Source organism: Mycobacterium sp. (assembly GCF_039583785.1).
GTDB lineage: Bacteria > Actinomycetota > Actinomycetes > Mycobacteriales > Mycobacteriaceae > Mycobacterium.
Genome location: NZ_JAVKSG010000028.1, coordinates 1 through 17602, shown reverse-complemented (window position 1 = coordinate 17602; position 17602 = coordinate 1). Strand labels below are relative to the sequence as shown.

15 protein-coding genes, 1 tRNA gene and 1 pseudogene are annotated in these 17602 nt (G+C 68.8%); 15 read left to right on the top strand and 2 right to left on the bottom strand.

The annotated features are described in order from the left end of the window. Positions 1–107: 107 nt before the first annotated feature. The 15 genes from ABDV69_RS10955 to ABDV69_RS10885 all read left to right on the top strand — a co-directional run bounded on the left by ABDV69_RS10955 (position 108) and on the right by ABDV69_RS10885 (position 16396). The gene (locus ABDV69_RS10955) at positions 108–1631 is read left to right on the top strand and encodes a UDP-N-acetylmuramoyl-L-alanyl-D-glutamate--2,6-diaminopimelate ligase (protein ID WP_343574098.1); all 1524 of its coding nucleotides are present in this window, start codon (positions 108–110) and stop codon (positions 1629–1631) included. Next, the gene (gene murF / locus ABDV69_RS10950) at positions 1628–3148 is read left to right on the top strand and encodes a UDP-N-acetylmuramoyl-tripeptide--D-alanyl-D-alanine ligase (RefSeq protein ID WP_343574096.1); all 1521 of its coding nucleotides are present in this window, start codon (positions 1628–1630) and stop codon (positions 3146–3148) included. The genes ABDV69_RS10955 and murF overlap by 4 nt, the downstream gene beginning before the upstream one ends. After that, positions 3145–4227 (top strand): phospho-N-acetylmuramoyl-pentapeptide-transferase, encoded by a 1083-nt coding sequence (gene mraY, locus ABDV69_RS10945; protein WP_343574095.1) that lies wholly within the window; start codon positions 3145–3147, stop codon positions 4225–4227. The genes murF and mraY overlap by 4 nt, the downstream gene beginning before the upstream one ends. 54 nt (positions 4228–4281) lie before the next feature. Next, the gene (gene murD / locus ABDV69_RS10940) at positions 4282–5763 is read left to right on the top strand and encodes a UDP-N-acetylmuramoyl-L-alanine--D-glutamate ligase (protein ID WP_343574092.1); all 1482 of its coding nucleotides are present in this window, start codon (positions 4282–4284) and stop codon (positions 5761–5763) included. Positions 5764–5775: 12 nt separating this feature from the next. Then, positions 5776–7311 (top strand): putative lipid II flippase FtsW, encoded by a 1536-nt coding sequence (gene ftsW / locus ABDV69_RS10935; RefSeq protein ID WP_343574152.1) that lies wholly within the window; start codon positions 5776–5778, stop codon positions 7309–7311. After that, a complete protein-coding gene (gene murG, locus ABDV69_RS10930; protein WP_343574089.1) occupies positions 7308–8489 on the top strand; it encodes an undecaprenyldiphospho-muramoylpentapeptide beta-N-acetylglucosaminyltransferase in 1182 nt (393 codons plus the stop codon). Before ftsW ends, murG begins: the two co-directional genes overlap by 4 nt. Continuing rightward, positions 8486–9934 (top strand): UDP-N-acetylmuramate--L-alanine ligase, encoded by a 1449-nt coding sequence (gene murC / locus ABDV69_RS10925; RefSeq protein ID WP_343574086.1) that lies wholly within the window; start codon positions 8486–8488, stop codon positions 9932–9934. The genes murG and murC overlap by 4 nt, the downstream gene beginning before the upstream one ends. A 41-nt stretch (positions 9935–9975) precedes the next feature. After that, positions 9976–10875, top strand: a complete 900-nt coding sequence (locus ABDV69_RS10920; RefSeq protein WP_343574149.1) for an FtsQ-type POTRA domain-containing protein — start codon at positions 9976–9978, stop codon at positions 10873–10875. 277 nt (positions 10876–11152) lie between these two features. After that, the gene (gene ftsZ, locus ABDV69_RS10915) at positions 11153–12301 is read left to right on the top strand and encodes a cell division protein FtsZ (protein ID WP_343574146.1); all 1149 of its coding nucleotides are present in this window, start codon (positions 11153–11155) and stop codon (positions 12299–12301) included. Positions 12302–12346: 45 nt separating this feature from the next. Then, complete coding sequence (pgeF, locus tag ABDV69_RS10910) at positions 12347–13054, top strand: peptidoglycan editing factor PgeF (protein ID WP_343574083.1); 708 nt, start codon at positions 12347–12349, stop codon at positions 13052–13054. Then, on the top strand, positions 13051–13893 hold the full coding sequence (locus ABDV69_RS10905; protein WP_343574081.1) for a YggS family pyridoxal phosphate-dependent enzyme: 843 nt from the start codon (positions 13051–13053) through the stop codon (positions 13891–13893). Before pgeF ends, ABDV69_RS10905 begins: the two co-directional genes overlap by 4 nt. 28 nt (positions 13894–13921) lie before the next feature. Further along, on the top strand, positions 13922–14560 hold the full coding sequence (locus ABDV69_RS10900) for a cell division protein SepF (RefSeq protein ID WP_343574078.1): 639 nt from the start codon (positions 13922–13924) through the stop codon (positions 14558–14560). A gap of 107 nt (positions 14561–14667) precedes the next feature. Beyond that, a complete protein-coding gene (locus ABDV69_RS10895) occupies positions 14668–14961 on the top strand; it encodes a YggT family protein (RefSeq protein WP_343574075.1) in 294 nt (97 codons plus the stop codon). Between the two features lie 250 nt (positions 14962–15211). Beyond that, positions 15212–16021, top strand: coding sequence for a DivIVA domain-containing protein (locus ABDV69_RS10890; protein WP_343574073.1), 810 nt, complete (start codon positions 15212–15214; stop codon positions 16019–16021). Positions 16022–16099: 78 nt separating this feature from the next. Then, positions 16100–16396, top strand: a complete 297-nt coding sequence (locus ABDV69_RS10885; protein WP_343574070.1) for a hypothetical protein — start codon at positions 16100–16102, stop codon at positions 16394–16396. Here ABDV69_RS10885 and ABDV69_RS10880 read toward each other — a convergent pair. Next, positions 16393–17040: pseudogene (locus ABDV69_RS10880) on the bottom strand (phosphoribosyltransferase); the annotation flags it as partial. The gene ABDV69_RS10885 and the pseudogene ABDV69_RS10880 sit on opposite strands and share 4 nt — an antisense overlap. A gap of 307 nt (positions 17041–17347) precedes the next feature. Beyond that, positions 17348–17433: transfer RNA gene (locus ABDV69_RS10875), tRNA-Leu, on the bottom strand. Between the last annotated feature and the right edge of the window lie 169 nt (positions 17434–17602).

Genomic DNA, 17602 nt, shown 5'->3' with positions numbered 1-17602 from the left:
GCTGCTGCGGCGTGGCCGGCGTTGTCCGCCGGCGAGCGGGCGACCACGCGGGCCCGAACGCCTGCTCGATAAGGTGTCAGGGCTGATCGGCAGATGGAGGTGAGCACGTGCCCGCTGCGCTGCGTCCCACTTCCTGCGTGGGCGTGCCGCTGTCGACGCTGGCCGCCCAGGTGGGCGCGGTTCCTGTCGACGGAGGCACCGAATCGTATCGACAGATCACCGGTGTGACGCTGCGCGCTCAGGACCTGCGGCCGGGCGACCTGTTCGCCGCGCTGCCCGGCGGATCGACACACGGCGCCCGCTTCCACCGTGACGCGCTCGAACGCGGGGCCGTCGCGGTGCTCACCGATCCCGCCGGGCTGGCGGAGATCGGTGGCGACGCGGGCTCGGTGCCGGTGCTGGTTCACCCCCAGCCCCGCAGCGTGCTCGGCGAAATGGCCGCCATCGTGTACGGGCACCCGTCCGAACACCTCGCGGTCGTCGGCGTCACCGGCACATCGGGCAAGACCACGACCACCTACCTGATCGAAGCCGGTCTGCGTGCGGCCGGACGGTCCGTCGGGCTGATCGGCACCGTCGGGCTGCGCATCGACGGCGTCGACATCCCGAGCGCACTGACCACGCCGGAAGCACCTGCGCTGCAGGCCCTGCTGGCGGTGATGGCTGAGCGTGGCGTCGACACCGTGGTGATGGAGGTGTCCAGCCACGCGCTGACGCTGGGTCGCGTCGACGGCATTGCGTTCGCGGTCGGCGGATTCACCAACCTGTCCCGTGACCACCTCGACTTCCACCCCACGATGGCGGACTACTTCGAGGCCAAGGCCCGGCTGTTCGATCCGGCCTCACCGCTACGCGCCCGCCGGGCCGTGGTGTGCGTCGACGACGAGGCCGGCCGCGCGATGGCCCGTAGGGCCGACACAGCCGTCACGGTCAGCACCAGAGGCCGGCCTGCGGACTGGCGCGCCGAGGCCGTCACTGCGCAGGCCGGTGCCCAGGAGTTCACCGCGGTCGACCCGGCCGGTGTCCACCACCGGATGGGCCTCGCCCTGCCCGGTGATTACAACATCGCCAATTGCATTGTCGCACTGGCGGTTCTCGACGCCGTCGGAGTCTCACCGGAGCAGGCGTCGGCTGGCCTGCGGCACACCCGGGTCCCCGGGCGACTCGAGCAGATTGACCGCGGCCAGGACTTCCTCGCGCTGGTCGACTACGCGCACAAGCCGGGCGCGCTGCACGAGGTGCTGCGAACGCTGCGACGCCCGGACGGCCGACTGGCCGTGGTGTTCGGCGCCGGTGGCGACCGCGATCGGGGTAAACGGGCCGAGATGGGCCGCGTCGCCGCCGAACTGGCCGATCTGGTGGTCGTCACCGACGACAATCCCCGCAGCGAGGATCCCGCCGCAATTCGTCGCGAGATCCTCTCCGGCACAGCGCAAGCCGGCACCGACGCCGCCGTCGTCGAGATCGGGGACCGGCGCGCGGCGATCGACTACGCCGTGGCTTGGGCGGCGGCCGGCGATGTGGTGCTGATCGCGGGCAAGGGCCATGAAACCGGCCAGACCCGGGACGGGCAGACGCAGCCCTTCGACGACCGGGTCGAACTGGCCGCCGCGCTGGCGGCTCGCCCATGATCGACCTGACCGTGGCGCAGGTCGCCGACATCGTCGGTGGCGAACTGGCCGATATCTCCGCCGAGAAAGCCGCCCGCCTGCACGTCACCGGGACCGTCGAATTCGATTCCCGCAAAGTCACTTCCGGCGGACTGTTCCTCGCGTTGCCGGGCGCCCGCCGCGACGGGCACGACCACGCTACGTCGGCGGTGGCGGCCGGAGCGGTCGCGGTGCTGGCCGCCCGGCCGGTCGGCGTTCCCGCGATTGTCGTCGCACCGGACGCGCAGGTCGCCGCAAGCGGAGCCGGTGTCCTCGAGCACGACCGCGACGGGTCGGGCGCAGCGGTGCTGGCCGCACTGGCCAAGCTGGCCGCCACGGTGGCCGCCGAACTGGTGGCCGGCGGGCTGACGATCGTCGGTATCACCGGGTCGTCGGGCAAAACGTCAACGAAAGACCTTCTGGCCGCAGTGCTTTCACCACTCGGCGAGGTGATCGCAGCACCCGGATCGTTCAACAACGAGCTCGGCCATCCCTGGACCGTGCTGCGTGCCACGCCGGACACCGACTACCTGGTCCTCGAACTGTCGGCACGCCACCCCGGCAACATCGCCGCACTCGCCGCGATCGCGCCGCCCGCGATCGGAGTAGTACTCAACGTCGGCACCGCGCACCTGGGCGAGTTCGGCTCGCGGGAAGTCATCGCGCAAACCAAATCAGAGCTGCCGCAAGCTGTTCCGCGCTCCGGGGTGGTCGTCCTCAATGCCGACGACCCTGCCGTGGCAGCGATGGCCGACGTGACCGCGGCGCGGGTAGTGCGGATCAGCCGAAACATCCAGACCGATGTATGGGCCGGGCCGGTGACGCTCGACGAGCTGGCCAGACCGCAGTTCACCTTGCATGCGGGGAACGCCACTGTCGACATCGGCCTGGCCGTGCACGGCGAGCACCAGGTCAGCAATGCGCTGTGTGCGGCCGCCGTCGCGTTGGAATGTGGCGCCACCCCGGCGCAGGTCGCCGATGCGCTGGCCGGGGCCGGCCCGGTGTCGGGTCACCGGATGCGGGTCAGCACCCGAGCCGACGGGGTCACGGTGATCGACGACGCATACAACGCCAACCCGGATTCGATGCGCGCCGGGCTGCAGGCCTTGGCCTGGATTTCGGCCGCCGGCGGGGCCGGGCCCGCCGGAAAGCGTCGCAGCTGGGCAGTGCTGGGGGAGATGGCCGAGCTCGGCGACGACGCGATATCCGAGCATGACCGTATCGGCAGGCTGGCGGTGCGATTAGATGTGTCTCGACTCATTGTCGTCGGAACGGGGAGGTCTATGAGCGCCATGCACCAGGGCGCGGTCATGGAAGGGACATGGGGCTCCGATGATCAACGAGCGGCCGCCATCGTGGCCGATGCCGACGCCGCACTGGCCGTCTTGCGGGCTGAACTGCGGCCTGGCGACGTGGTGCTGGTCAAGGCTTCCAACGCGGCGGGGCTCGGGGCGCTGGCCGATTCGCTGACGGCGGAGCCCCAGGGCGACACCCGATGATCGACATTCTTCTCGCCGTCGCGATCTCGCTGACGGTCGCGATCCTGCTGACCCCGCTGCTGATCCGGCTGTTCAGCCGGCAGGGCTTCGGCCATGAGATCCGCGAGGACGGCCCGCCGAGCCACCAGACCAAGCGCGGGACGCCGTCGATGGGCGGGGTCGCGATCCTGGCCGGCATCTGGGCGGGTTACCTCGGCACCCACCTGGCCGGCCTGGCCTTCAACGGCAACGGCCCGTCGGCCTCGGGTCTGCTGGTGCTGTTCCTGGCCACCACGCTGGGCGCTGTCGGATTCGTCGACGACCTGATCAAGATCCGGCGCTCCCGCAACCTGGGGCTGAACAAGACGGCCAAGACCGTCGGCCAGATCACCGCCGCGGTCTTGGTCGCCATCCTGGTGCTGCAGTTCCGCAACGACGCCGGCCTGACGCCGGGAACCTCGGACCTGTCGTATGTACGTGAAATCGCCACTGTCACACTGGCTCCCGCGCTTTTCGTGTTGTTCTGCGTGCTCGTCGTCAGCGCCTGGTCCAACGCGGTCAACTTCACCGACGGTCTGGACGGCCTGGCCGCCGGCTCGATGGCGATGGTCACCGCCGCCTACGTGCTGATCACGTTCTGGCAGTACCGCAACGCGTGCGCGACCGCTCCCGGTCTGGGCTGCTACAACGTGCGCGACCCGCTGGACCTGGCGATCATCGCCGCCGCGACCGCGGGTGCCTGCATCGGCTTCCTGTGGTGGAACGCCGCGCCGGCCAAGATCTTCATGGGCGACACCGGCTCGCTGGCCCTGGGTGGCATCATCGCCGGCATCTCGGTGACCAGTCGCACCGAGATCCTCGCGGTGGTGCTCGGCTCGCTGTTCGTCGCCGAGATCGTCTCGGTGGTGATGCAGATCCTGGCCTTCCGCACGACCGGTCGCCGGGTGTTCCGGATGGCGCCCTTCCATCACCACTTCGAGCTGATGGGCTGGGCCGAGACCACGGTGATCATCCGGTTCTGGCTGCTCACCGCGATCAGCTGCGGCCTGGGCGTCGCGCTGTTCTACAGCGAGTGGCTTGCGGCCACCGGCGGCGGTTGAGATGAACCGCGCCGGCGACGATGCAGAGCGCAGTGACGAGGAGGAGCGGCGCCAATGAACCCTGACCCCGCGCTCGAATCGCTGTCGGCCGCAGTGCCGGTGCTGGTCGCGGGGGGCGGCGTGACCGGTCGCGCGGTGCTGGCGGCGCTCGACGCACTCGGCGCGACCGCGACGCTGTGTGACGATTCGAGCTCCACCCGTCAGCAATTCGCGCAAGCCGGTACGCCGACAGTCGACTCCGCGACCGCCGCCGCGCATATCGCCGACTACGCGCTGGTGGTTGTCAGCCCTGGTTTCCCGCCGACCGCGCCGGTGCCCGCCGCTGCCGCCGCCGCCGGCATCCCGATCTGGGGTGACGTCGAGCTGGCCTGGCGGCTCGACCAGGCCGGGCGCTACGGCCCGCCGCGCCGCTGGCTGACGGTCACCGGCACCAACGGCAAGACCACCACCACGTCGATGCTGCACGCGATGCTCGTCGCCGCCGGGGTGAACAGCCGACTGTGCGGCAACATCGGCAACCCGGTGCTCGACGAGTTGCACGAGCCGGCCGACGTGCTGGCGATCGAGCTGTCCAGCTTTCAGCTGCACTGGGCGCCGTCGGTGCGGCCCGAGGCGGGGGTGCTGCTCAACATTGCCGAAGACCATCTGGACTGGCACGGCACCCTCGCCGACTACGCCGCCGCCAAGGCCGGTGTGCTGCGCGGCCGGGTGGCGGTGGCCGGGCTCGACGATCCGCGGGCGGCCGAGCTGTTGGCAGCGGCCCCCGCGCCGGTCCGGGTCGGCTTCCGGCTCGGCGAACCCGCCGCCGGCGAACTCGGCGTGCGCGACGGCATGCTGACCGACAGGGTTTTTTGCCCAGCCGGCTCCGACGGCTTGGCGCTGGCGCCGGTCTCTTCCATCCCGGTGCCGGGCCCAGTGGGCGTGCTCGACGCCCTGGCCGCCGCCGCGCTGGCCCGCAGTGTCGGAACACCGGCCGGAGCGATCGAAGCGGCGCTGTCGACGTTTCGGGTGGGCCGGCACCGCGCCGAGCTCGTCGGCGTGATCGACCAGGTCAGCTATGTCGACGACTCCAAAGCGACCAACCCGCACGCCGCCGAAGCGGCGCTGCTGGCCTACCCGAAAGTGGTGTGGATCGCCGGCGGTCTGCTCAAGGGCGCGTCGGTGCAGCAGACCGTCGAAAGGGTCGCAGCACGGCTGGTCGGGGCGGTGTTGATCGGCCGCGACCGGGCGATGGTTGCCGAGGCGTTATCGCGACACGCGCCGGATGTGCCCGTCGTACAGGTTGTGGCACGCGAGGATGTTGATATGCATGCGACGGCTGAGTCTCCTGGTTCATCTGTGACATACGTGGTTCCCAACTCAGACGAGACCGTCGGCACTGGCGTCATGAACGCCGCCGTGGCCGCCGCCCGCGACCTCGCCCGTCCCGGCGATACCGTGCTGCTGGCACCGGCCGGTGCGTCATTTGACCAGTTCACCGGTTATGCGGAGCGCGGCGACGCGTTCGCGGCCGCGGTCCGCGTCTCGCGCCGGTAGCGGCGGGTGAAGATCACTGTTGCCCGACTGTTGCGTCGGGGAGCCAAGGCCGACCAACCAGCGGAGAAGACGGCCGAGGGCGGCACGTCGGAGGCCGAGGAAGCCAAGGTCACCACGGCGGTATCCGGCGAGCCGCGCACCCGGTTCGGTGCCTGGCTCGGCCGGCCTTTGACGTCGTTCCACCTGATCATCGCGGTGGCGGCGCTGCTGACCACGCTGGGTCTGATCATGGTGCTGTCGGCATCCGGGGTCCGGTCGTACGACGACGACGGATCGGCCTGGACGATCTTCGGCCGTCAGGTGCTCTGGACCGTCATCGGGCTGTTCGCCTGCTACCTGGCGCTGCGGTTGCCCGTTCGGTTCATGCGGCGGATGGCGTTCACCGGCTTCGCCAGCACCATCATCATGCTGGTGCTGGTGCTGATCCCAGGAATCGGCCAGGAAGCCAACGGTTCGCGCGGATGGTTCGTGATCGCCGGCTTCTCGATGCAGCCCTCCGAGCTGACCAAGATCGCCTTCGCGATCTGGGGTGCACACCTGCTGGCGGCGCGACGCATGGAGCGGGCCTCGCTGCGGGAGATGCTGATCCCGTTGGTGCCTGCCGCGGTCATCGCGCTGGCCCTCATCGTGGCCCAGCCCGACCTCGGCCAGACGGTGTCGATGAGCATCATCCTGCTGGGCCTGCTGTGGTACGCCGGTCTGCCCCTGCGCGTCTTCCTCAGTTCGCTGTTCGCGGCCGTCGCGGCGGGCGCAATTCTCGCGGTGTCGGCGGGTTACCGCTCCGACCGGGTGCGGTCATGGCTGGACCCCGGTCAAGACCCCCAGGATTCGGGATATCAGGCCCGGCAGGCCAAGTACGCGCTGGCCAACGGCGGGATTTTCGGCGACGGCCTGGGTCAGGGGACCGCGAAGTGGAACTACCTGCCCAACGCCCACAACGACTTCATCTTCGCGATCATCGGCGAGGAACTCGGCCTGGTCGGAGCGCTCGGGCTGCTCGGGCTGTTCGGGCTGTTCGCCTACGCCGGGATGCGGATCGCGCGTCGCTCCGCCGACCCGTTCCTGCGGCTGCTCACTGCGACCACCACCCTGTGGGTGATCGGTCAGTCGTTCATCAACGTCGGGTACGTGATCGGGCTGCTGCCTGTCACCGGAATCCAGTTGCCCCTGATTTCTGCCGGTGGAACATCAACGGCCACAACACTTTTGATGATCGGCATGATGGCCAACGCCGCCCGGCACGAACCCGAGGCGGTCGCCGCGCTGCGCGCCGGCCGCGACGACCGGATGACCCGCATCCTGCGACTGCCGCTGCCAGAGCCCTATTCGCCGACCCGGGTCGAGGCACTGCGCGACCGGTTGCGCAGCAACCCTGCGCCGGCCAGGCCGCAGCGCAAGCCGCCACCGGCCCGCGCTGCCGGCAAGGCCAGACCGCCCGCTGTGGACAGCCGCGGCAACAGGGCAGGGCATCATGGAGGCGGACAGCGGTACACCGGCCGGCGTCATGGACGCGGCCGTCGAGCACTGGAAGGTCAGCGCCACGGGTGAACGACTCGGTCACGGGTTCATCGGCCACTGGGTCGTCGGCCACTGGGTCAACCGGGTCTTCGTCGTTGTCGGTGGTGCTCGCGGGCGGCGGCACAGCCGGCCACGTTGAGCCCGCGTTGGCCGTCGCCGACGCCCTGGTCAGCCTCGATCCAGACGTCCGCATCACCGCGCTGGGCACCGCGCGCGGTCTGGAGACCAGATTGGTGCCCGAACGTGGCTACGCCCTCGAGTTGATCACCCCGGTGCCGCTGCCCCGCAAGCCCACCGGCGATCTGGCCCGGTTGCCGGTACGGGTGCTGTGCGCGGTCCGGCAGACCCGGGCCGTGCTGGACAAGGTCGGGGCCGACGTGGTGATCGGGTTCGGCGGCTACGTGTCGCTGCCCGCCTACCTTGCGGCCCGCAGCCCCGTGCGGCCCCGCCGCCGGGTTCCGGTGGTGATTCATGAAGCCAACGCCAGCGCCGGGCTGGCCAACCGGGTCGGGGCCCGCAGCGCCCACCGCATTCTCTCCGCGGTCGCCGATCCCGGCCTGCGCCGTGCCGAAGTGGTCGGCGTCCCGGTTCGCGAGACGATCACCTCGCTGGATCGCGCCGCGCTGCGATCGACCGCGCGCGCGCACTTCGGCTTCGCCGACGACACCCGGGTGCTGCTGGTGTTCGGTGGTTCGCAGGGTGCGGCGTCGCTTAACCGCGCGGTCGCCGCGGCGGCCGGCGATCTGGCGGCCGCCGGAGTTGCGGTGCTGCACGCGCACGGCGCCAAGAACACCGTCGACCTGCGCGACCCCCGACCCGGCGATCCGCCGTACGTCGCGGTGCCGTACCTGAGCCGGATGGACCTCGCCTATGCCGCCGCCGACTTGGCGATCTGCCGGTCCGGCGCGATGACGGTCGCCGAGGTGACCGCCGTCGGTCTGCCCGCGATCTATGTGCCGCTGCCGATCGGCAACGGCGAACAGCGGCTCAACGCATTGCCGGTGGTCAACGCGGGCGGCGGCATCCTGGTCGCCGACGCCGACCTGACGCCTGGTTTCGTCGCCGAACAGGTGGCCGGGTTGCTCAACGACGAGTCTCGGCTGGCGGCGATGACGACGGCGGCGGCGCTGGTCGGTCACCCGGACGCGGCCCGGCAGGTGGCCCGCGTCGTTTTAGAGGTGGCGCGGACGGGGAGAGCGGGCCGATGAGCCAGTCGCTGCCGCCCGAATTGCAGCGCGTGCACATGGTCGGCATCGGGGGAGCGGGCATGTCGGGAATCGCCCGCATCCTGCTCGACCGGGGTGCACAGGTCTCCGGGTCGGACGCCAAGGAATCGCGCGGCGTACGCGCGCTGCAGGCCCGCGGGGCGCAGATCCGGATCGGCCACCACGCGTCCTCGCTGGACCTGCTGCCGGGCGGGCCGACCGCGGTGATCACCACCCACGCCGCGATCCCGAAGACCAACCCCGAGCTGGTCGAGGCCCGCCGTCGTGGCATTCCGGTGGTGCTGCGACCGACGGTGCTGGCCAAGCTGATGGCCGGGCGGACCACGCTGATGGTGACCGGGACGCACGGCAAGACGACCACGACGTCGATGTTGATCGTGGCGCTTCAGCATTGCGGTCGGGACCCGTCCTTCGCCGTCGGCGGCGAGCTGGGCGAGGCCGGCACCAACGCCCATCATGGCAGCGGTGACTGCTTTGTCGCCGAGGCCGACGAGAGCGACGGTTCGCTGCTTGAATACACCCCGAGTGTCGCAGTTGTCACCAACATCGAGGCCGACCACCTCGACTTCTTCGGCACCCCGCAGGCCTATATCGCGGTGTTCGACTCCTTCGCGGAGCGCATCGCCCCGGGCGGCGCGCTGGTAGTTTGCGTCGACGACCCAGGGGCGGCATCGCTGGCGGAACGCGTTGCGGCGCTGGGGATCCGGGTGCTGAGGTACGGCTCGTCACCCGACCGAGCTTCGGCCGGGACGTTGCTGTCGTGGGAACAGCAGGGCACCGCGGCGGCCGCGCACATCCAACTCGACGGCGAAACCCATCCGCGGGTGATGCGACTGTCGGTGCCGGGCCGGCACATGGCGCTCAACGCACTGGGTGCACTACTGGCCGCCGTGGAGATCGGCGCTTCGGTCGAATGCGTGCTGGACGGGTTGGCCGGTTTCGAGGGCGTTCGCCGCCGCTTCGAACTGATCGGAACTGCGGCTGCAGTAAGGGTTTTCGACGACTACGCGCACCACCCGACGGAGGTTCGCGCCACGCTGGGGGCGGTGCGGACACTCTTGGAGCAGGCTGGCGCCGGGCGCTCACTGGTGGTGTTTCAACCGCACTTGTATTCGCGAACAAAGGCTTTCGCCGCCGAATTGGGGGCCGCGCTGGACGGTGCAGACCAGGTGTTCATGCTCGATGTTTACGGCGCTCGCGAACAACCCATCGCCGGGGTGAGCGGGGCAAGCGTCGCCGAACACGTCGGCGTCCCGGTCGAGTACCTGCCCGACCTGTCCGCGGTGGCCGAGGCGGTGGCCGCCGCCGCCGAGCCCGGCGACGTCGTCGTCACCATGGGGGCGGGCGACGTCACGATGCTCGCGCCCGAGATCATCATCGCGCTGCGGGTGCGGGGCAGCCGCAGCGGGCCGGGAGCGTCGCGGTGACCGAGCCCGACGGTGTGCTGCCCGGTGAGCCCGCCGACGCCATCACCGCGGCCGAGCCGATCGCGGACGCCGGCGAAAACGACAGTGCCACCGCGGAACCGGAGAAGCCCGACGAACCCGAGCTGGTCGAGGGCCCGCGACGGCGGGAGCGCCGCGAACGCGCCGCGCGGCGGGCGGCTCAAGCCCGCGCGACGGCCATCGAACAGGCCCGTCGCGAAGCCAAACGCGCGGCAGGCGGTCGCGGCTCGGCCGCACCCGAGCCCGCTGCGCGCGGGACGGTTCGGGGTTTGAAGCTGTTTCTGGTGTCGCTGCTGCTGATCGTGGCGATCGCCGGGGTGGGGCTGATCCTCTATTTCACGCCCCTGATGTCCGCCCGCGGCATCATCATCGACGGCCTCGGAGCGGTCACCCGCGAAGAGGTGCTCGACGCCGCGCACGTCAAGCTGGGAACTCCGCTGCTGCAGATCAACACCGACGGCATCGCCGACCGGGTCGCGGCGATCCGCCGGGTGGCCAGCGCGCACGTGCAACGCGACTACCCGTCGGCGCTGATGATCACCATCATCGAGCGAGTTCCGGTGGTAGTCAAAGACTTACCCGACGGACCGCACCTGTTCGACCGGGATGGCGTCGACTTCGCGACCGCGCCGCCTCCACCGGCGCTGCCCTATATTGACGTCGACAATCCCGGACCCGCCGACCCCGCGACCAAGGCCGCGCTCGCGGTGCTGACAGCGCTACGGCCCGAAGTTGTCGCGCAGGTGAGCCGAATCGCGGCGCCCTCGGTCGCGTCGATCACGCTGACCCTGACCGACGGGCGCACGGTGATCTGGGGGACCAACGACCGGACCGAGGAAAAAGCGCAGAAGTTGGCGGCCCTGCTGACCCGGCCCGGACGGATCTACGACGTGTCCAGCCCGGATCTGCCGACCATCAGGTAAGAGGCACAGCCCACCTCGTCGAACGTGAAGCTGGCCGCGCGCTCGGCTTCGAACGTGCAGTTGGCCGCGCGCTCGGCGCAACTGGGCATCAGCTGCGGCACACACTCGGCGAAAATTCACCCGACGCGTCTCGGCGCGCCTGCGTCGATCCTGTACGCGACGGCAATACCGTTCTGGTTGCGCGGATCAACCTGACATAACTCTAACCCTTTACTAGAGGTTGAGGTTTGCCAACCGGTTCGCTTTCAGCAGTCCCACCAGGGAGGAAGACAACATGATGACCCCGCCGCACAACTACTTGGCTGTCATCAAAGTCGTGGGGATCGGCGGCGGCGGTGTGAACGCCGTCAACCGCATGATCGAGCAAGGGCTCAAGGGCGTGGAGTTCATCGCCATCAACACCGATGCGCAAGCGCTGTTGATGAGCGATGCCGACATCAAGCTCGACGTCGGTCGTGACTCCACCCGTGGACTGGGCGCCGGTGCCGACCCCGACGTGGGTAGGAAAGCCGCCGAAGACGCCAAGGACGAGATCGAGGAACTGCTGCGTGGGGCCGACATGGTCTTCGTCACCGCAGGTGAAGGCGGCGGAACGGGCACCGGCGGCGCGCCGGTGGTGGCCAGCATCGCCCGCAAGCTAGGTGCCCTCACCGTTGGTGTGGTCACCCGGCCGTTCTCCTTCGAGGGCAAGCGGCGCAGCACCCAGGCCGAGAACGGCATCTCGTCGTTGCGGGAGAGCTGCGACACGTTGATCGTGATCCCCAACGACCGCCTGCTGCAGATGGGCGACGCCGCGGTGTCGCTGATGGACGCCTTCCGCAGCGCCGACGAGGTGCTACTCAACGGCGTGCAGGGCATCACCGACCTGATCACCACCCCGGGACTGATCAACGTCGACTTCGCCGACGTCAAGGGCGTGATGAGCGGGGCGGGTACGGCGCTGATGGGCATCGGATCGGCCCGCGGCGACGGGCGCGCCCTCAAAGCCGCCGAGATCGCGATCAACTCGCCACTGCTCGAGGCCTCGATGGAGGGTGCCCAGGGCGTCCTGCTGTCGGTCGCCGGTGGCAGCGACCTCGGGCTGTTCGAGATCAACGAGGCCGCCTCACTGGTGCAGGACGCCGCGCACCAGGACGCGAACATCATCTTCGGCACGGTCATCGACGACTCGCTGGGCGACGAGGTCCGGGTGACGGTCATCGCCGCCGGATTCGATGCCGCTGGCCCGGGTCGTAAGCCGGTTATCAGCAACGCCGGCACTGGGTCATCGTCGGGAATCGTTGCGTCGGGTAAACACGGCAAGGTCAGCTCCAGCCTGTTCGAGCCCGCCGACGCGGTGAGCGTGGCGGTACCGACCAACGGCGCAACCTTCGACATCGGCGGCGAGGACGACGATGTCGACGTACCGCCGTTCATGCGGCGTTAGCCGCGCGACGTGATGGCGGCCTTGTTCCCGCCGGATACTGGTCAAGTGAGCGTTCGCATTCGGCGGGTCAGTACCACCCGGGCCGGCGGTGTCTCGTCGCCGCCCTTCGACAGCTTCAACCTCGGCGACCACGTCGGCGACGACACGGCCGCCGTGGCCGCCAACCGCACGCGGTTGGGCACGGCCATCGGCTTGGGCGCCGATCGGGTGGTGTGGATGAACCAGGTGCACGGTGACCACGTCGAGGTCGTCGACGGCCCACGCGACACCTCGATCGACAACACCGACGGATTAGTGACGCGCACGTCGAGATTGGCGCTGGCGGTGGTGACCGCCGACTGCGTTCCGGTGCTGCTGGCCGACGCGCGCGCAGGTGTTGTCGCCGCGGTGCACGCCGGCCGGGTCGGTGCGCGCGACGGGGTGGTGGCCCGAGCGCTCGAGGTCATGGTCGGTCTGGGCGCCCGCGAGTCGGACATCTCGGTGCTGCTGGGCCCGGCGGTCAGCGGCCGCAACTACGAGGTGCCCGCGGCGATGGCCGACGAGGTCGAGGCCGCACTGCCGGGCAGTCGCACCACCACATCGGCGGGCACGCCGGGGTTGGATCTGCGTGCCGGGATCGCTTGCCAGCTAAGGGCTTTGGGCGTCAGCGCCATCGATGTCGACCCGCGGTGCACGGTCGACGACACCAACCTGTTCAGCCATCGTCGTGACGCCCCGACCGGGCGACTGGCCTCGGTGGTGTGGATGGAATGACGGTGGCGCCACATCTTTCACCCCGACCTGAGCGGGAAATGGAGTTGGCCGACTCTTTGTCGGCGTTACGCTCGCGGCTTGCCGCGGCCGCCGAAGCGGTCGGCCGCAAACCCGACGACATTCAACTCCTGCCTATTACCAAATTCTTTCCGGCAACCGATGTGGCGATTTTGTCGCGATTGGGATGCGCCGACTTCGGCGAATCCCGCGACCAGGAAGCGGCGGCAAAAATCGCCGAAGTCGATCGGTTGCTGGACGGCCCGGGGGAGAGCGATCGCGCTGCTATTAGCCGGCATTGGCACATGGTGGGCAAGATCCAGCGCAACAAGGCCCGGTCGCTGGCCGGCTGGGCACACACCGCCCACTCGGTCAGCAGCGCCCGGGTGGTGACCGCGCTCGACCGCGCCGTCGAGGGAGCGCTCGGTGCCGGATACCGGACGAATCCGCTGCGGGTCTATGTCCAGATCAGCCTCGACGGCGATGTCTCCCGCGGCGGCGTCGACGTCTGCGACAACGGGGCGGTCGACGAGATCTGCGCGCAGGTCGATGCCGCCGAATCGCTGGAACTGGTTGGGCTGATGGGCATCCCGCCGCTGGACTGGGAGCCGGACCGGGCGTTCGCGCGGTTGCAGTCGGAACACCAGCGGGTGCGCCGGGCGCACCCCGACGCGGCCGGATTGTCCGCCGGGATGTCGAACGACCTCGAAACAGCGGTCAAACATGGTTCGACGTGTGTGCGTGTCGGTACCGCATTGTTGGGCAGGAGGCGGCTACCGTCACCGTCAATAGTCACTCCAGTCACATCTTCATCACAGACACCCCAATCCCCAGAGTCTTAAGTCCGCAGAGCTTTAGAAGGGTCAAGCGATGAGCACACTGCACAAGGTCAAGGCCTACTTTGGCATGGCGCCCATGGAGGACTACGACGACGAGTACTACGACGACCACGGCTCGGCCCGGACCGGCGGTTACCCGCGCCAGCGGTTCGCCGACGACGGGTTTGGCCGCTACGAGGGTCGCGAGTACGACGACCCGCGCGGCGAGCTCGGCGAATTCGGCGCGGGCGGCTACCGCGGCGGCTACGCCGACGAACCGCGATTCCGTGGACCCGACTACGACCGCGGCGAGCTGGCCCGGCCACGCCTCGGATCGCTGCGTGGCTCCACCCGCGGTGCCCTGGCGATGGACCCGCGCCGGATGGCGATGCTGTTCGACGAGAGCAGCCCGTTGTCGAAGATCACCACGCTGCGTCCCAAGGACTACAGCGAAGCCCGCACCATCGGCGAGCGGTTCCGCGACGGCACCCCGGTGATCATGGACCTGGTGTCGATGGACAACGCCGACGCCAAGCGCCTGGTTGACTTCGCCGCCGGCTTGGCGTTCGCGCTTCGCGGCTCTTTCGACAAGGTGGCCACCAAGGTGTTCTTGCTCTCACCTGCCGACGTCGATGTCTCCCCTGAAGAACGCCGACGCATCGCCGAGACCGGGTTTTACAGCTACCAGTAGCCGCCGGACGGCTCAGCGTCCGAGCCGGTAGGCTGACTTTTGCCCTGCCGGAAAGCGGTGTGGGCGGTCGCCAAGGTCACATCTTCGTCACTAAGGTCGGGCTCTCGTTGAACGGGTTTGTTTACGCCATCGGGGTTGCGCTGTTCATCTTCTGGCTCTTGCTGATCGCGCGCGTCGTCATCGAGTTCATCCGATCCTTCAGTCGGGATTGGCGCCCGCGCGGGCTGATCGTGGTGGTCCTGGAAATCATCCTGTCGGTCACCGATCCGCCGGTGAACTTGCTGCGACGACTGATCCCGCAGCTCACAGTCGGTGCCGTGCGTTTCGACCTGTCCATCATGGTGCTGCTGCTGGTCGCGTTCATCGGCATGACCATGGCGTTCAACCACGCTGGGGCCTGAGCTCCGAGCCGGCCCGCGGCGTCGCCGATTGCGGCCTGAGGCAGTTTGCTGGGCCCGGATATTAGGTCACGTGAGGGCCCGATTTGTTACCTTTTAGTCTGTGAAAGTCGGTCTTATTTATCGACCGATTCGGCAACCGGCGGGTCTGGTGTGACAGGATGGGCGGCAGTTGCAGTATGGCTACGACAACGCTCAACCCGTTCTACACTTTCCTGGTCGCTATGACCGTCCACACTCGAGGGGGCTAAGAATGCCGCTGACACCCGCAGACGTCCACAATGTGGCGTTCAGCAAGCCGCCGATCGGCAAGCGCGGTTACAACGAGGATGAGGTCGACGCCTTCCTCGATCTGGTCGAGAACGAGTTGACTCGCCTCATCGAGGAGAACTCGGATCTGCGTCAGCGGGTTGCCGAGCTGGACCAGGAACTGGCCAGCGCCCGGACCGATGGCGGTACCAGTGCTCAGGCCACCCAATCGATTCCGGTGTACGAGCCCGAGCCGGTCAAGCCGCCGCAGCCCGCTCCGGTCGCTGCGCCAGCCACCTCCTCGTCACTCGGTGAGGAGGAGGTGCTGAAGGCGGCCCGTGTGCTCGCCCTGGCGCAGGACACCGCCGACCGTCTGACCAGCACCGCCCAGGCCGAGTCGGACAAGCTGCTGTCCGATGCTCGTTCCAACGCCGACCAGATCCTGGGCGAGGCCCGCCGCGAGGCCGAAACCACGGTCTCCGAGGCCCGCCAGAAGGCCGACGCGCTGCTGGCCGACGCGCAGACCCGGTCGGAGACCCAGCTGCGTCAGGCCCAAGAGAAGGCCGACGCACTGCAGGCCGACGCCGAGCGCAAGCACTCCGAGATCATGGGCACGATCAACCAGCAACGCACTGTGCTGGAAGGCCGACTCGAGCAGCTTCGCACCTTCGAGCGCGAGTACCGCACCCGGCTCAAGACCTATCTGGAGTCCCAGCTCGAGGAGCTGGGCCAGCGCGGCTCGGCGGCACCGGTGGATTCCGGCGCCACCAACGAATCGACGGGGTTCAACCAGTTCAATCGGGGCAACAACTAGGTCGGTCGGCGACACTGACGGCAGCTGTCGCTATCCTGCACAGCCGACAGTGCCGCCCCGTCCGCTGGAGGTTAACCAATGCTGATCATCTCGCTGGTGTTAGCGGTGATCGGCCTTGCCGCGCTGGTATTCGCGGTCATCACCAGCAATGAAATGGTCGCCTGGGTCTGCATCGGCGCCAGCGTGCTGGGCGTCATTCTGCTGATCGTCGACGCGCTGCAGGAACGTCAGCGCCGCGAGACAGGTTCCGGTGCGCCCGACTCACCGACGCACGACGACCACGACGACGAGGCCGCCGATTACCCGGCGGATGCGGTCGAGGACGCGGACGGCGCGGCCGCCGACAGCGTCGGCGACGGCCACAGCAACTCTTAAGCACCGGGCCGGCTTGCCAATAGCGCCCGCACCTCGTCGTCGCTGACCTGGCGGAAGTCGGCGAAAGCCTGACCCACCGCGTCGAAGTCGTCCGGCATGGTCGCGCACACCACGTCGTCGGCCTCCTCGGCCAGCACGTCGCAGACCGACTGCGGGCCCACTGGCACCGCGACGACGATCGAGTCCGGGCCGGCGGCCCGCAGCGTACGCACCGCCGCGAGGATGCTCGCGCCGGTGGCGATCCCGTCGTCCACCACGATGACGGTTTTGCCACGCGGATCGGCCGGCGGCCGTCCAGCCCGGTACGCGTGTTCGCGGCGATGTAGTTCGACGGTCTCCTGGTCGATGACATGGCGCACCTGCTCGTCGCTGATCTGCAGGCTCGACACCACGTCGTCGTTCATCACCACACCGCCGCCGCTGGCCAGCGCGCCCATCGCCAACTCGGGCCACTGCGGCACGCCGAGCTTGCGGACCAGGAAGACGTCGAGTTCCGCGCCCAATGCCTCGGCAACCTCCCAGCCAACCGGCACGCCGCCGCGGGCCAACCCCAACACCAACAGGCCGGCTTTCCCGCGATACAACGTCAATTCCCGGGCGAGAACGCGACCGGCGGCGCGGCGGTCGCGGAAAGTGCGCGGGGGGTGAGGTCTACCCATGCGTCGAGTCTGGACCCGGTAGGACCGTTACCGCTTTCGAATAGGCGACTGGCAATGGCACTACGTGGAAAATGTGTCGCCCCGTCCGCGCAACCTCGCCACCAGGTACTCGGGCTTCGTCGCCACCATCTCCAGCAGCGTCCCAATGTCGTGGAGGTTTCGCTCGGAGGTGACGTTGACGTCGATGCCCGTGTCGGCGTGTCACCGGGGGTGTGATCGCGGCTTGGCCGCTCAACACGCTCCATCAGCTCGGAAATGAACGCAAGCGTTCATTTCGCTCGCCTCAGTCGTGTGTCCGAGGGGGGACTTGAACCCCCACGCCCATTAATAGGGCACTAGCACCTCAAGCTAGCGCGTCTGCCATTCCGCCACTCGGACCGACGCCAATGAATTGGCAGCTAAGGCTATCGGATTGGCCGCCCGCGCCCAAACCAGCCCGGCGAGCAGCGTGGCGCGCGGCGGCGACGGCATCAGTGGTAGGAAAGGTGACTGTGACGGTGCCTACCGAGACTCCGATCGACGACGTTGTGGACGTGGTCAGCAGGCT

Coding starts and splice junctions, on each gene's coding strand:
- murF (WP_343574096.1), top strand. CDS start 1,628: ATGATCGACCTGACCGTGGCGCAGGTCGCCGACATCGTCGGTGGCGAA.
- mraY (WP_343574095.1), top strand. CDS start 3,145: ATGATCGACATTCTTCTCGCCGTCGCGATCTCGCTGACGGTCGCGATC.
- murD (WP_343574092.1), top strand. CDS start 4,282: ATGAACCCTGACCCCGCGCTCGAATCGCTGTCGGCCGCAGTGCCGGTG.
- murC (WP_343574086.1), top strand. CDS start 8,486: ATGAGCCAGTCGCTGCCGCCCGAATTGCAGCGCGTGCACATGGTCGGC.
- ftsZ (WP_343574146.1), top strand. CDS start 11,153: ATGACCCCGCCGCACAACTACTTGGCTGTCATCAAAGTCGTGGGGATC.
- ABDV69_RS10905 (WP_343574081.1), top strand. CDS start 13,051: ATGACGGTGGCGCCACATCTTTCACCCCGACCTGAGCGGGAAATGGAG.
- ABDV69_RS10900 (WP_343574078.1), top strand. CDS start 13,922: ATGAGCACACTGCACAAGGTCAAGGCCTACTTTGGCATGGCGCCCATG.
- ABDV69_RS10890 (WP_343574073.1), top strand. CDS start 15,212: ATGCCGCTGACACCCGCAGACGTCCACAATGTGGCGTTCAGCAAGCCG.
- ABDV69_RS10885 (WP_343574070.1), top strand. CDS start 16,100: ATGCTGATCATCTCGCTGGTGTTAGCGGTGATCGGCCTTGCCGCGCTG.